Below are 13,431 nucleotides of genomic sequence, written 5' to 3' on the forward strand. Positions count from 1 at the left end.
CTAGCCCTCTCCCCGCTTTGCGGGGCGAGGGAACCCGCATGGCGGCTATGGGAAGCCGCCCTACGTGTTCTGTCGGCGGGGCGGGGCGAGGGGATGGGCGTCGCCTTTGACGGGGCCGCGGGCTTTGAGTATACTACGCGCGCCTCAGACGGGGTGGTTTCCGGCGCGACACGCCGGATATCCATTTTTCGGGAGATGGCGACATGCGCATCCTGATCACCGGCGGCGCCGGTTTCATCGGGTCCCATCTGTGCGACTATCTGGTCGCCCGCGGCCATGACGTGATCGCCATGGACAACCTGATCACGGGCAACCCTGACAACATCGCGCACCTGATTGGCAACCCGCATTTTCGCTTTATCCAGCACGACGTAACCAACTACATCTATGTGGAGGGGCAACTGGACGCGGTGATGCACCTGGCGTCTCTGCCCAGCCCCGTGGACTACGTCAACCTGCCGATTCAGACGCTGAAGGTGGGGGCGCTGGGAACTCACAAGGCGCTGGGGCTCGCCAAGGCCAAGGGCGCCACCTTCTTGCTGGCGTCCACGTCGGAGGTGTACGGCGACCCGCTGGTACACCCTCAGCCCGAGGAGTACTGGGGCAACGTGAACCCCATCGGCCTGCGCGGCGTCTATGATGAGTCCAAGCGTTTCGCCGAGGCGATGACGATGGCGTATCACCGCTATCACAACGTGGATACGCGCATCGTCCGCATTTTCAACACGTATGGCCCGCGCATGCGGTTGAACGACGGGCGCGTGGTGCCCAGCCTTGTGTCGCAGGCGCTGCGCGGCGAGCCGCTGACGGTCCACGGCGATGGCAAGCAGACGCGAAGTTTCTGCTACGTGAGCGACCTGGTGGAGGGCATCGCGGCGCTTCTGTTCAGCCGAGAGGTGAATCCGGTGAACCTGGGCAACCCCGACGAGCACACAATTTTGGAATTCGCGCACATCATCAACGAGTTGACGGGCAACAAGGCGGGCATCGTCTTCACCGAGGGCCGCCCCGAAGATCCGCGCCAGCGGCGGCCCGACATCACGCGGGCGCGGACGCTGCTGGGATGGGAGCCGAAAGTCGGCCTGCGCGAAGGGCTAAGCGAGACCATCGCCTGGTTCAAGGAGCGCCTGGCGAGGGGGTAGGAGCATCGCGCAGGGCGCTGCAAGACGGGGCTGCTGCGCGCAAGAAGCCGAGTGAAGCATGAAGGCGTTGTGGTGGACATTGCACGGGCATGTCCCGGAGATGGTGCTGGGCGGGCTGGTGGTGGGCACCGCCCTCCTCGTGGCGCTGTTGCCCCTTGTCGTCGCCGCAGCGGCCATCGCGGGGACGCTCGTGGTTCTTCTCACGCTGATCCGCCCGCACTACGCGCTGTACCTGCTGGCGCTGGCCATTCCGTTCGGCTCGTTGCACGAGGTCGCCGTGGGGCCTGTCTCCATCGGCGGCGCGGAGGCGGTGGGGCTGCTGATCGCAGGCGCGTGGGTGTTGCGCGTGCTCGCGCTGCGCGAACCCGTCCGATGGCGTGGCCCACTGACCTGGGCGCTCGTGCTGTTTCTCTATGTGGGGCTGGTGAGCACGCTGGGGGCGCTGTCCCTGGCGCACAGCGCGAAGGAATTGTTGCGCTGGGCCGAGTTGCTGGTGGTCTTCCTCGCCGCGGGAAATCTGCTGCGCGGGAGGCGCATCGCCATCGCGACGGGTTTTGTGCTCCTGGGCGCGGCGCTAGAGGGCCTGCTGGGGCTGTACCAGTTCTTCCGCCAGGTGGGGCCAGAGGGGTTCGTGCTCCTGGGGCGGTTCATGCGAGCCTACGGGACGTTCCGGCAGCCAAATCCGTATGCAGGCTACCTGGGGCTGGTGTTCCCTGTGGCGCTGGCGCTGCTGTTGTCGGCTCCGCAGGCGTGGCGGGCGGCCGCCAACCGACGGGGGTGGCGCATCGCCGCGTGGGTCGGCGTTGGCATCGCCGCGGCGCTCACGCTGGGGGGCATCGTCGCCAGTTGGTCGCGGGGCGCGTGGATTGGCCTGGCGGCGAGCACCGCGACGGTGATCCTGCTGCGCGGCAAGCGGTGGGCGGCCGGACTGCTCATCGCGCTGGCGGTCGGGACGTTGGCGGTGGTGGGGGGAACCGCGACACACCTGCTCCCGCCCGCCATCGGGGAGCGTTTCGCCGACGTGGGTGCGTACTTCCGGCCGTTTGACGTGCGCACCGTGGAGGTTACCGACGCCAACTGGGCCATCGTGGAGCGCATGGCTCACTGGCAGGCGGGCTGGGCGATGTTCAGCGACCGCCCGTGGCTGGGCGTAGGGTTCGGCAACTACGAGGCGGTGTATCCTGCTTATGCCATCGGCGCCTGGCGCGACCCGCTGGGCCACGCGCACAACTATTACATCAACGTCGCGGCGGAGGCGGGGCTGCTGGGGCTTGCGACGTATGTGGCGGTGATGGTGGCGGCGCTGGCGCAGACGATGCGCTCGGCGGGCCGCACGTCGGGTCTTTCGCGCGCCGTGTGCATTGGGGCGGTGGGCCTGCTGGTGCACCTGGGCGTGCACAATCTGGTGGACAATCTGTACGTGCACGGCATGAACATGCTGGTGGGCATGACATTGGGCATGGCCTGGGCCGCAGGCGCGCCGACGGGGGATGCGGCTTCGTCGCCGCGCCCGCCCGAAGCCCATCCCGCCTAGCCGTCATCGCGGAAAAGGATTCCAAGTGTGAGGGGGAAATTGACACGAATCATAGAACTGGCGCAGACGAACCGCAAGGAGTTTGTGCGCTTCATCAAGTTCGCCATCGTCGGCACGTCCGGCGCGGTGGTAGACTTCGGTGTCCTGAACCTGCTGCACCTGGCGTTCGGGTTCAGCAAGTTCTGGGCCAACACGTGCTCGTTTAGCCTGGCGGTCATCAACAACTTCACGTGGAATCGGCTGTGGACGTTCCCCGAGTCGCGGGAGCGCCCGCTGAAGAGCCAACTGGCGCAGTTTGCCCTGGTGAACGTGGCGGGCCTGGCCATCAATCAGGTCGTGTTCCTGAGCCTGGACAAGTACGTGTTCGGGCCGTTGCTGGGGCCTTTGGGCTACAATGTGGCGAAGGCGATTGCCATCATCGTGGTGTTGTTCTGGAACTTTGGCGTCAACCGAGTGTGGACGTACCGCGGCATCAAGTAGGCCGCGACGGGTGCGGAGTTCGCGGGGCGACGTTTGGAGCACGAAGGGCGCGAAAGAGGACGAAAGCCGCGAAAGGCGCTGCGTCCGCGGCAGGCTCGGTGGCACGCCTTGGTATTGGGCGGTGTCTCGGTTCAGCGCGGGGCTGAACCCCCGCGCTGAAGGTGAGAAGCCCCTTCGGGGCTGGGGCCGGATTGCAGGTGCGTCGCGTGTGAAGGCGGCGAGGCGCGCGGGGCTGAACCCCCGCGCTGAGGGTGCGAAGCCCCTTCGGGGCTGGTGTCAGATTGCAGGTGCGTCGCGTGTGAAGGCGGTGAGGCGCGCGGGGCTGAACCCCCGCGCTGAGGGTGCGAAGCCCCTTCGGGGCTGGTGTCAGATTGCAGGTGCGTCGCGTGTGAAGGCGGTTAGGCGCGCGGGGCTGAACCCCCGCGCTGAGGGTACGAAGCCCCTTCGGGACTGGTGTCAGATTGCAGGTGCGTCGCGTGTGAAGGCGGTTAGGCGCGCGCGACAGAGGGTGCGGGGCGCGCCATGATGGCCGAGGACAACCGTAGGCGATCACGCGAGGGCGGGAAGTCGGAACATGCGCATCGGGATTGATTACACGTCGGCGGCGCGGCAGAGCGCGGGAATCGGCAGGTTCACGCGGGAGTTGATCCGCGCGGCCCTGGCGCTGGACGAGGACAACGACTACCGCCTGCTGGTGGCGGGCCGACAGCCCGTCGCCGAGGCCCATCTGCCCAAGGCGAGCCATCGCTACAGGCTGGTGCAGACGCCGATTTCCGAGCGCAACCTGGTGCGGTTGTGGCATCGGTTGCAAATCCCGTTGCCGGTGGAGGTGTTCCTCGGGCGGCTGGACATCTTCCACTCGCCCGACTTCGTGCTGCCGCCCGTGGCCCGCGCCGTGAAGGTGCTGACCATCCACGACCTGTCGTTCCTGCGCGTGCCCGAGTGCGCCGACCCGCGCCTGTGCTGGTACCTGGGGCAGGTTGTGCCGCGCTCCGTGGGGCGGGCCGATTTTCTCCTGGCCGACTCGGAGAGCACACGCCGCGATTTGGTGGAACTCCTGGGCGTGCCGCTCGACCGTGTGCAGGTCATCTACGCCGGGGTGGACGCCATGTTCGCGCCCGTGGAGGATGCGGAGGCGTTGCGCCGCGCTCGCGAGAAGTACGCGCGCGGGCGGCCCTACATCCTGGCCGTGGGGACGCTGGAGCCTCGCAAGAACTACCCGACGTTGATTCGCGCCTTTGCCCGGGCGCGGCAGGAGGCGCGGCTGCCCCACGCTCTCGTCATCGTCGGGAGGAAGGGCTGGGTGTACGAGCCGATCTTCGCGGCTGTGGACGACCTGAGGTTGCACGACGAGGTGCTCTTCCCCGGCTTCGTGCCCGACGAGGAACTGCCGGCCCTGTACAACGCCGCCGATGTGTTGGTAACCCCGTCGTTCTACGAGGGGTTTGGGCTGCCCGCGCTGGAGGCGATGGCCTGCGGGACGCCGGTTATCGTGTCCGACGTGTCCTCGCTGCCCGAGGTGGTGGGCGATGCAGGCGTGCGCGTTGACCCACGCGACGAGGCGGGCCTGGCCGAAGCCATCGTGCGGGTGGTCGGGGATTCGGCGCTGCGCGCGGGTTTGCGCGAGGCGGGTTTGCGGCGGGCGCGCGAGTTTACGTGGGACCGGGCGGCCCGCGAACTGCTGGGCGTGTACGCCCGACTGGGCCGCGGGTGAGACTTTGTCAGACAACCGACCTTGTGCTATAATCCGCCCGCGTGTGTAGGTAACCATGCCGCAACGACGCGGCTAATAAAAGCGAATAGGAGGAATCGCAATGAAACTCGCAAAGTGTATGAGTCGCTTGGGGACCGAGACCGCGTTTGAGGTCCTGGCCCGGGCCAAGGCGCTGGAGGCCCAGGGCCGCGAGATCGTGCACCTGGAGATCGGCGAGCCCGATTTTGACACGCCCAAGCACATCATAGAGGCGGCGTGCAAGGCGCTTCATTCCGGCTACACCCACTACACCCCTTCCGCGGGCATCCCCGAACTGCGCCAGGCCATTGCCGAGGAGATGTCGCGCACGCGGGGCATCCCCGTGGAACCGGAGAATGTCGTCGTAACGCCCGGCGGCAAGCCCATCATGTTCTACGCCATCCTGGCGCTGGCCGAGCCAGGGGATGAGGTCATCTACCCGAACCCGGGCTTCCCCATCTACGAGTCCATGATCAACTTCACGGGGGCCAAGCCAGTCCCCATCCCGCTCCGCGAAGAATACAACTTCGCCTTTGACATAGACGAGTTCAGGAAACTGGTTACCGACAAGACCAAACTCATCATCATCAACTCGCCGCACAACCCCACGGGCGGCATCCTGGACAAGGAGACGCTGGAGGAGATCGCGAAGATCGCCATGGAGCGCGACATCGCGGTCTTGTCGGACGAAATCTACGACCGCATTCTGTACGACGGCGAGTTCCACAGCATTGCCAGCATCCCGGGCATGCAGGAGCGCACGATTATCCTCAACGGGTTCTCCAAGACCTACGCCATGACCGGCTGGCGGCTTGGCTACGGCGTTATGCCCAAGGACCTGGCGGTGCACATCACGCGCCTCATGACCAATTCCAACTCGTGCACCAATGCGGCCACGCAGGTCGCCGGCATCGCCGCGCTCAAAGGCCCGCAGGACGACGTGGACCGCATGGTGGCCGCATTCCGCGAGCGGCGCGACGTGATCGTCAAGGGCCTGAACGAGATTCCGGGCGTGTCGTGCGTGTTGCCCCCGGGTGCGTTCTATGCCTTCCCGAACATCAAGGGGACCGGCATGAAGAGCAAGGCGCTGGCCGACTACCTGCTGGATGAGGCGGGTGTGGCTTGCCTGTCGGGGACTTCCTTCGGGGCCTACGGCGAGGGCTACCTGCGCCTGTCCTACGCGAATTCGGTGCCGAACATCAAGAAGGCGCTGGAGCGGATGGCCGAGGCCATCGCCAAACTCCCGAAGTAGGCGGGCGCTTCTACGGACGGCAAACCGAGAGGGGGCTGCGGCTCCCTCTCGGTTTCTTGTGCGGGCTGCGGCGGGATTCAGGATTGCGGCGCGAGGCGCGCGCGCAAGTCCTGCATGTGCATCAGTTGGTGGCCGTAGATGGCGATGATCATCGTCTCCAGGGTAACCTCACCCAGGGCCGGGTGCCGCCCGACGCGGTCCAGCGCGCCAACGTCCAGCGTGCGCACCCAGTCCAGCGTGGCGCGGCGCGCCCTGTCCAGCGCCGCCAGCAAGTCGGCGGGCGCGCGGCCCTTGAGCCGCTCCTGCTCCTGCGCGTTGAAGGCGTCGTAGTCAAAGTCGGGCGCAGCGCCCGGGCCGCCTGCGGCAACGTCCTGGGCCAGTTGCAGCAGCGCCTCTTCGGACGAGACGAAGTGGGCCAGCAGTTCCCTCGCCCGCCAGACGTGCGGCGCATCGTAGATAACCTGCGCCCACTGCTGGGGGGTCAGCGCCGCAAAGATTTCCATCGTCTTGCTGTGGCCCTTCTCCAGTCTTGCCAGCAGGGCCTCTACTCTTGGCGTGGCCATGGCATTCCTCCTCGGGGTGTGAGGTCAGGCGCGCAGCGAAGGTGCCCGCGGGCGCGCCTCCGCAGACCGAACCGTGTCTCCGCGAACCTACCGGTAGAACTCGGGCTTGAGCACGCCGACGAAGGGCAGGTTGCGGTACTTCTCGCCGAAGTCCAGCCCGTAGCCGATGACAAACTTGTTGGGAATGTCAAAGCCGATATAGTGAATGGGGACGTCCACCTGGCGGCGGCTCGGCTTGTTGAGCAGGGCGCATACCTTGAGGCTGGCCGGCCTGCGCGTGCTCAGGTTGCGCAGGATGTAGTCCAGCGTGTGGCCGGTGTCCACGATGTCCTCTACGATGAGGACGTTTTTACCCTCAATGCTGGTGTTGAGGTCCATGAGGATGCGCACCACGCCGCTGGACTCGGTGCCCGCGCCGTAACTGCTGATGGCCATGAAGTCTACGGCGTGGGGGATGTCTAACTGGCGCATCAGGTCGGTCAAGAAGAGGACGCCCCCCTTTAGAATGCAAACCAGCAGCAAATCCTTTCCCCTGTAGTCGGCGCTGATCTGTTCGGCCAACTCGCGGACGCGCTGCTGAATCTGCTCTTCGGTCAAAAGCACTTCGGATACATCTTCGTACATTCCATGCTCCTTGCTTGCGGCGGATTCGCTGCAATCATAATGGACTTCAGAGAACTCTGCAAATGAACCCTTTGAGGTACTCCGATTCGGGAAACGAGAGGAGTATGGGGTGGTCGCTGGCCTGGCTCAACTTCTCCAGAATCTGAACGTCGCGTCCCGCGTCCACCGACGCGCCGAAGACGACTTTCTGGAACAGGTCCGGCGAGACCAGCCCCGAGCACGAGAACGTCGCCAGAATCCCGCCCGGCCGCAGAATCTGCATGGCCAGCAGGTTGATGTCCTTGTAGCCCCGCGTGGCTGCCTGCACCTGCGACTGGGAGACGGCGAACTTGGGCGGGTCCAGAATCACCAGGTCAAAGGTGCGGCCGCTGTCGCGGTAAGCGCGGAGCACCTGAAACACGTCGCCCTCCATGTATTCGTCCTCGCCCACGCCGAGGCCATTCAGCGCCATGTTGCGCCTGGCGAGGGCCAGCGCGTCGCGGGAAGTGTCCACATTCACGACGCGCAAGGCCCCCGCTGCCCCCGCGTACACGCTGAACCCGCCTGTGTAGCAGAAACAGTTGAGGATGTCCATGTCGGTGGCATAGGGCGCGATGCGCCGACGGTTGTCGCGCTGATCCAGGTAGAAGCCGGTCTTCTGTCCCCGCTTGATGTCCACCAGGAACTTGCGGGCGTGTTCCAGAATCTCCACGGTGTCGGGCGGTTCCTTGCCCCAAAGAGGGCCTGCGGTGGGGGTCAGGCCCTCCTTGCGGCGCACGTCCACGTCGCTCCGCTCGTAGATGCCTGCCGGATGGAGCAACTGCACAAGCGCGTCCACGATTTCGGCGCGCCAGCGTTCCGCCGCCAGGGTCAGGAACTGCACCACCAGGAACTCGCCGTAGCGGTCCACGACGAGGCCCGGCAGGAGGTCTGACTCTGCGTTGACCAGACGGTAGGCGGTGGTGTGGTTGGCGGCGCGGAGGGATTCGCGCCGCTCGCAGGATTTGCGGAGACCCTCGGCGAAGAACGCGGCGTCCACGGTCTCGTCGGGGTTCCATGTCCAAATGCGGACGCGGATTTGCGAGCGGCTGTTGTACCCGCCGCGCGCCAGGGGCTGGCCGCGGCTGTCGGCGATGAGGACGACATCGCCGTCGGCGGGATGGCCTTCCACTCGGGCGATGGCACCGGAGAAGACCCACGGGTGGCGCTGCACGACGGGTTTCTCCTTCCCGGGTTTTAGGATGACCATTCCAGCCTCACGGCTTCTGTTTGCAGTCATACATCCTCCGGCGAACGATTAGCGCATTTTGGCGTGTTTCTGGCGCATCCTGACCCAGAGCACCTGACGGGTGGCCTCGGTGAGGGCGGCCCGCTCGTCCACGCGCAGCCCGGCCACCCACAGGATGTGGGACTCGTTGCACAGCAGGGGCCAGTTGGCCCGCCACTCGCGGGGAACCTTGGCGTTGATCATGAACTCGTTGAGCCTTTTCTGTCGCCCGCCCATACCCAGCGGGGCGAAGGTCTCGCCCGGGCGCCGCGGCCGCAGCACCAGGTTCTGGCCCGTCGCGCCCGGGTCCAGCCACGCTTGCCAGGGGTTGGTGTTGAGGCGCGCCTCCGCCGGTACAGTGTCAAGTACCTGCGTCTCCACAACCCAGCGGCCATCGGGCAGGCTCACAGCGCCGGGCACCGGCACCGCGAGCGGCGCGCCCGCCAGTTGCGGCACGGGAGGCGGGGGCAGCACGCCGGCCTCGGCGACGTAGCACCGGCCGTACCGCGCCGCGGCGACAAGCCCCTGGGGGAGCGTGGCCTCGCCCGTGTCCGAGCGGTTCAGCACGTCCAGGGCGTTCTCAATGTGAATCCAGTTGATGTTCCGCAGCTCCTGCCGCAACCTGCGGATGGCCTCGCGCAGGATGCCGCGTTGGAGGCTGCGGTGAAGCCCACGCCAGCGGGCCAGGTCAAACTCAATCCAGCCGTCCCCCTGGGCCGTCCGCGTCTGAATCCACGCCTTCCGCAATTCGCGCAGGAGGAAGGCGTAGTCGTCGGCGGCGACTGCTGCGGCCCGCCGCAAGACCTGGCGGATGTTGGGGTTGTAGGTTTCCAGGATGGGCAGCAACTCGTGCCGGAGGCGATTGCGGAAGTAGGTCTGGTCCAGGTTGGAACGGTCAAAGCGGAACTCGAGGCCGTTGTCGCGGCAGTAGGCGAGGATGTCGGCTTTGGAGACTTCCAGCAGGGGCCTGACGAGTTGGACCGGCTCGCCCCGGAGCAACTCTTCGGGCGCGCCCATGCGAAGCCGCGTGAGGTCCGACACGGGTAGGATGCCGCGCATTCCCGCCAGGCCGGCGCCGCGCAGGAAGTGCATCAGCACCGTCTCGGCCTGGTCGTCGGCGTGGTGGGCCACGGCCACGGAATGCGCTCCGAGTTGCCGCGCCGCGCGCAGGAGGAACGTGTACCGCGCCTGCCGCGCGGCTTCTTCCAGCGCCAGTTTGCGCTCCCTGGCCAGGGCGGGCACATCGGCGCTGCCCACGACGAGGGGCACGCCCCACTGTTCCGCCAGACGCGCCACGAACGCCTGGTCGGCGTCGGCCTCTTCGCCGCGAATCTGGTGGTTGAGGTGGGCGGCGTGCACACGGATGCCCAACTCGCCCTGGAGGCGCACGAGGATGTGGAGGAGCGCGACGGAGTCGGCCCCGCCCGACACGCCCACGATCACGCTGCCCGGCGGCACCATGTGGTACTTCTGGATTGTGTGTCGCACTCGTTGCACCAGTTCCATGCGGCGCTCCCGCTTTACTATACCCCTCGTGGGCGGCGGTGTCAACGCGGGGGCGGCTATCCACGAATAACGCGAATGGACACGAATGGGGTAACGGCTAACCGCGAATCACGCGAATCTACGCGAACGGAGGATACATGCAGACATGTAGGGCGGCTTTCCATCGCCGCCGGAAATCCGGACGTTGACGCCGCGCGGCGCATACGCTATACTCTCCCTGCGCACGACGGTTGCCATCATCCCACGAGGTTCATCGGCGATAGGCTGTGTTCGGGAGGTGCGTATGGATTTGGGATTGGCCGAGCGGGTGGCGATCACGACGGCATCCAGCAAGGGGCTGGGCAAGGCCATCGCCATGGAACTGGCCCGCGAGGGGGCGAAGGTGGTCATCTCGGCGCGTGACGAGGCGCGGCTGCGCCAGACCGTGCACGAAATCTCCACGGCGACGGGGAACGCGGTGGTGCCCATCGTGGCCGACGTTACGCGGGCCGAGGATGTGGAGCGCCTGGTGACCGAGACGTTGCGGCGCTTCGGGCGGCTGGATGTCCTTGTTACCAACGCGGGCGGGCCGCCCCCGGGCGGGTTTGAGACCCACGACGACGCGGCATGGGAGGCGGCCTTCCGGCTCACCCTGTTGAGCGTAACGCGGCTGATTCGCGTGGCGCTCCCCGCCATGAAGGCGCGGCGATGGGGGCGCATTATCAACATCACCGGCACGTCGGCGCGCCAGCCGGTGGATGACCTGGTGCTGTCCAATGCCTACCGCGCCGCCGTGGTGAACCTGGCCAAGAGCCTTTCGCGCGCGCTGGCCCCGTACAACATCACAGTCAACAACGTGGCGGCAGGAACCATCCTCACCGACCGGGTGCAGGAGTTGGCCGAGAGCCGTGCTCGCGCCCAGGGCGTTGAGGTGGAGCAGGCGCTGGCGCAGTTCACGCGGGAGATTCCGCTGGGCAGGCTGGGCCGGCCTGAGGAGTTGGCTGCGGCGGTGGCTTTCCTGGCGTCGGACAGGGCCTCGTACATCACCGGCGTTACGCTGCCGGTGGACGGCGGAGTGATCCGAGCCAGTTGGTAGCGCCGAAAGGCGGATAGGAGGCGAAGGGTGGCAGAAATGGCGGAAACGGCGCAGAAGTTCCTGGAAGATTCGCGGAAGACCCTGGACAAGATCACGGCGAAACTGGTGAATATCCGTGGGGCGCTGGGGCAAGGGTCGGCGCTGGACAAGATGGTAACCGGCCTGGAGGCGAGCCGCGATGACCTCGTCAAGCGCCTGGATGAGATCGCGCCCGACCAGCCGCTGGAAACGGCGGCGAAGCGCAAGATTCAGGGTGACCTGGCCACGCTGAAGCGGCGCGTGTCGCGCGTGAACGATGGCATTCAGTTCGCGGTGGACCCACAGCCGCCAAAGGCGGGGGCCTGGGTCTGGTTCCTGGCCGAGTTGGTGCTCATCGTCCTGGTGGCGTATCTGTACGTGGACGTGCATCAGGGCAGGCCGCTGCGGGCGTTCCTGAGGGGCGTCAGCCCGGCGGCGCGGGTGGAGTTGGCGATCCAGACGGCGGAACTGAAGGCATTGGCGACGGCCCAGCCGACGGACCTGGAGGCGCTGGTGAAAGGCGTTTCGGCGCTGGAGGCGGCCTTCGCCCGTGCGGGGTTCGCGCCCGATGACGCGAAGATTTTCGCCGACGCCGTGGAGCGGATGCGGGCGGAACTGGCCCGCAAGGACAAGGCCAACGGCGAGGTGGTGGGCGTGTACCTAGACCGCATCGTGGAGGATGTGCTGAAGGGCGAAGAGGGTTTCTTCTGGGATCGCGGCGTGGGGCGCTACGTGGAGGTGCTGTTCGCGATCTTCTTCGGCGTCATGGCGTTCGCGCTGTACAACACGTGGGAATATATGCGGCATCCGGGGCGCTCGTGGTGGGTCGCCTGGCATGTGGCCAAGGCGTTCATGGCGCTGGTGCTGGGGTTCGTTACCATTGTGATCCTCAGCCAGGTGAACTTCGCCACGCCCGCCAGTTTGGAGAAGCAGACGGCGCTGGGGCTTGGCACCGCGCCCATTGAACTGGTGATGGCGGTGTCGGCCCTGGCCGGGTACTTCAGCCATCGGATGCTGGGATTCCTGGACCGGTACGCGGACAAGGTGTTCGGCCCGCCGGCGTAGCGCGGCGCGCAGACAAGATGCGACGCACCTTCACGCGAGGTGCGTCGCATCTGCCGTTCCGGGGTGGAGGGGATTACCCTTGCCCTTTCTGGGCTAGTTTACGCTTCTCTTCTTCCACCAGGAGCCGCCGCAGAATCTTGCCCACCATGGTCTTGGGCAGTTCTTTGCGGAATTCCACGGCGCGCGGGACCTTGTACTTGGCCAGGCGCGTGCGGCAGAACTCTATGATCTCCTCCTCGGTGGCCGTCTCGCCTTCCTTCAGGACCACGTAGGCCTTGACCATCTCGCCGCGGTACTCGTCGGGCACGCCCGCCACGACCGCCTCTTTGATCTTGGGGTGCTCGTACAGGACTTCCTCCACGTCGCGCGGGTAGACGTTGTACCCGCCGGAGATGATCATGTCCTTCTTGCGGTCCACGATTTGGAAGTAGCCGTCGGCGTCCATGCGGGCCATGTCGCCGGTGTACAGCCAGCCGTCGCGCAGGACCATGGCCGTCTCATCGGGCTTGTTCCAGTAGCCTTTCATGACCTGCGGGCCGCGCACCGCCAGTTCGCCCACCTCGCCGACGGGCAGTTCCTTTGTGCCGGTCTCCAAGTCCACGATGCGGGCGTCGGTGTCGGGGAAGGGGATGCCGATGGTGCCGACCTTGTTCTGGCCGTAGATGGGGTTGGCGTGGGTTACGGGCGAAGCCTCCGACAGGCCATAGCCCTCCACCAGTTTGCCGCCGGTGAGTTGCTGGAACTTCTCCTGCACTTCTACGGGCAGACCCGCCGCGCCGCTGATGCACGCGCGGATGGAGTTGACGCCATAGGCCTGGACGTTGGGGAAGTTGTTGAACGCCACGTACATGGTGGGGACGCCCGGGAACACCGTCGGCTGGAAGTTCTTGATGGCCAGCATGATGCCATGGTAGTCGCGCGGGTTGGGGATGAGGATCATGGACGCGGCGGTGGCCATGCCGAAGTTCATGCAGGTGGTCATGCCGTAACTGTGGAACAGGGGCAGGGCGGTGAGCACGCACTCCTTGGCTTCCTGGGCCTTGAACCATGCGGCGGTCTGCAGGGCGTTGGCCAGCAGGTTGCTGTTGGAAAGTTCCGCGCCCTTGGGGACTCCGGTGGTGCCGCCGGTGTAGAGCAGGCACAGGGTGTCGCCGGGCTTGATGTCCACCGGCTGGAGTGCCGGCGCGCCGGCCA

At 66.2% G+C, this 13,431-nt stretch carries 12 protein-coding genes; 7 read left to right on the plus strand and 5 right to left on the minus strand.

The window, feature by feature from the left end; genetic code table 11:
* Positions 1–203 precede the first annotated feature (203 nt).
* The 5 genes from H5T65_04015 to H5T65_04035 all read left to right on the plus strand — a co-directional run bounded on the left by H5T65_04015 (position 204) and on the right by H5T65_04035 (position 6,140).
* Positions 204–1,142 carry an SDR family oxidoreductase gene (locus H5T65_04015; GenBank protein MBC7258391.1) on the plus strand — a complete coding sequence of 313 codons (939 nt, stop codon included), beginning with the start codon at positions 204–206 and terminating at the stop codon, positions 1,140–1,142.
* 58 nt (positions 1,143–1,200) lie between these two features.
* Positions 1,201–2,676 (plus strand): O-antigen ligase family protein, encoded by a 1,476-nt coding sequence (locus H5T65_04020; protein MBC7258392.1) that lies wholly within the window; start codon positions 1,201–1,203, stop codon positions 2,674–2,676.
* 39 nt (positions 2,677–2,715) lie between these two features.
* The gene (locus H5T65_04025; GenBank protein ID MBC7258393.1) at positions 2,716–3,156 is read left to right on the plus strand and encodes a GtrA family protein; all 441 of its coding nucleotides are present in this window, start codon (positions 2,716–2,718) and stop codon (positions 3,154–3,156) included.
* 574 nt (positions 3,157–3,730) lie between these two features.
* The gene (locus H5T65_04030) at positions 3,731–4,870 is read left to right on the plus strand and encodes a glycosyltransferase family 4 protein (GenBank protein MBC7258394.1); all 1,140 of its coding nucleotides are present in this window, start codon (positions 3,731–3,733) and stop codon (positions 4,868–4,870) included.
* 100 nt (positions 4,871–4,970) lie between these two features.
* Positions 4,971–6,140, plus strand: a complete 1,170-nt coding sequence (locus tag H5T65_04035) for a pyridoxal phosphate-dependent aminotransferase (GenBank protein ID MBC7258395.1) — start codon at positions 4,971–4,973, stop codon at positions 6,138–6,140.
* Between the two features lie 77 nt (positions 6,141–6,217).
* Here H5T65_04035 and H5T65_04040 read toward each other — a convergent pair whose 3' ends face one another.
* From H5T65_04040 to tilS, 4 genes are all read right to left on the minus strand, one after another.
* Positions 6,218–6,703, minus strand: a complete 486-nt coding sequence (locus tag H5T65_04040) for a DinB family protein (GenBank protein ID MBC7258396.1) — start codon at positions 6,701–6,703, stop codon at positions 6,218–6,220.
* Between the two features lie 87 nt (positions 6,704–6,790).
* On the minus strand, positions 6,791–7,327 hold the full coding sequence (gene hpt, locus H5T65_04045) for a hypoxanthine phosphoribosyltransferase (GenBank protein ID MBC7258397.1): 537 nt from the start codon (positions 7,325–7,327) through the stop codon (positions 6,791–6,793).
* Positions 7,328–7,373: 46 nt separating this feature from the next.
* Positions 7,374–8,555, minus strand: a complete 1,182-nt coding sequence (locus tag H5T65_04050) for a class I SAM-dependent methyltransferase (protein ID MBC7258398.1) — start codon at positions 8,553–8,555, stop codon at positions 7,374–7,376.
* Between the two features lie 48 nt (positions 8,556–8,603).
* The gene (gene tilS, locus H5T65_04055; protein MBC7258399.1) at positions 8,604–10,079 is read right to left on the minus strand and encodes a tRNA lysidine(34) synthetase TilS; all 1,476 of its coding nucleotides are present in this window, start codon (positions 10,077–10,079) and stop codon (positions 8,604–8,606) included.
* A 283-nt stretch (positions 10,080–10,362) separates the two neighbouring features.
* Between tilS and H5T65_04060 the strand changes: the two genes are divergently transcribed.
* Positions 10,363–11,154 carry an SDR family oxidoreductase gene (locus tag H5T65_04060; protein MBC7258400.1) on the plus strand — a complete coding sequence of 264 codons (792 nt, stop codon included), beginning with the start codon at positions 10,363–10,365 and terminating at the stop codon, positions 11,152–11,154.
* A gap of 27 nt (positions 11,155–11,181) precedes the next feature.
* Complete coding sequence (locus tag H5T65_04065; protein MBC7258401.1) at positions 11,182–12,237, plus strand: hypothetical protein; 1,056 nt, start codon at positions 11,182–11,184, stop codon at positions 12,235–12,237.
* 73 nt (positions 12,238–12,310) lie between these two features.
* Here the strand turns inward: H5T65_04065 and H5T65_04070 are convergent.
* On the minus strand, positions 12,311–13,431 hold a 1,121-nt coding region (locus H5T65_04070; GenBank protein ID MBC7258402.1), incomplete at its 5' end, for a long-chain fatty acid--CoA ligase.

The organism is Chloroflexota bacterium, from assembly GCA_014360805.1.
Taxonomy (GTDB): Bacteria; Chloroflexota; Anaerolineae; order DTLA01; family DTLA01; genus DTLA01.

Excerpts from the sequence above, each read along its gene's own strand:
- H5T65_04035 (MBC7258395.1), top strand. The coding sequence starts at position 4,971 with ATGAAACTCGCAAAGTGTATGAGTCGCTTGGGGACCGAGACCGCGTTT.
- H5T65_04030 (MBC7258394.1), top strand. The coding sequence starts at position 3,731 with ATGCGCATCGGGATTGATTACACGTCGGCGGCGCGGCAGAGCGCGGGA.
- H5T65_04020 (MBC7258392.1), top strand. The coding sequence starts at position 1,201 with ATGAAGGCGTTGTGGTGGACATTGCACGGGCATGTCCCGGAGATGGTG.
- H5T65_04050 (MBC7258398.1), bottom strand. The coding sequence starts at position 8,555 with ATGGTCATCCTAAAACCCGGGAAGGAGAAACCCGTCGTGCAGCGCCAC.
- hpt (MBC7258397.1), bottom strand. The coding sequence starts at position 7,327 with ATGTACGAAGATGTATCCGAAGTGCTTTTGACCGAAGAGCAGATTCAG.
- H5T65_04060 (MBC7258400.1), top strand. The coding sequence starts at position 10,363 with ATGGATTTGGGATTGGCCGAGCGGGTGGCGATCACGACGGCATCCAGC.
- tilS (MBC7258399.1), bottom strand. The coding sequence starts at position 10,079 with ATGGAACTGGTGCAACGAGTGCGACACACAATCCAGAAGTACCACATG.
- H5T65_04015 (MBC7258391.1), top strand. The coding sequence starts at position 204 with ATGCGCATCCTGATCACCGGCGGCGCCGGTTTCATCGGGTCCCATCTG.
- H5T65_04040 (MBC7258396.1), bottom strand. The coding sequence starts at position 6,703 with ATGGCCACGCCAAGAGTAGAGGCCCTGCTGGCAAGACTGGAGAAGGGC.